This window comes from Bacillus cereus group sp. BfR-BA-01316 (genome assembly GCF_022664195.1).
GTDB lineage: Bacteria > Bacillota > Bacilli > Bacillales > Bacillaceae_G > Bacillus_A.
Window position 1 is genome coordinate 1 of sequence record NZ_JAKUGX010000115.1, and the last position, 256, is coordinate 256.

The window sequence follows — 256 nt, forward strand, 5'->3', positions numbered from 1 at the left end:
ACCACGGGACCATTTGGTTGCGGGGACAGGATTTGAACCTGCGACCTTCGGGTTATGAGCCCGACGAGCTACCGTACTGCTCCACCCCGCGATAATATTATTTATATAATTATATGATAAGTGTTAGCAACCAAATTACAAGAATATTTGGTTGCGGGGACAGGATTTGAACCTGCGACCTTCGGGTTATGAGCCCGACGAGCTACCGTACTGCTCCACCCCGCGACAATATTATTCATATAATTTATATGGTGGA

At 46.5% G+C, this 256-nt stretch carries 2 tRNA genes; both read right to left on the reverse strand.

Annotation, left to right across the window (positions count from 1 at the left end):
• Window positions 1–14: 14 nt before the first annotated feature.
• A tRNA-Met gene (locus MR071_RS25235) sits at window positions 15–91 on the reverse strand.
• A 57-nt stretch (window positions 92–148) separates the two neighbouring features.
• Window positions 149–225, reverse strand: a tRNA-Met gene (locus MR071_RS25240).
• Window positions 226–256 lie beyond the last annotated feature (31 nt).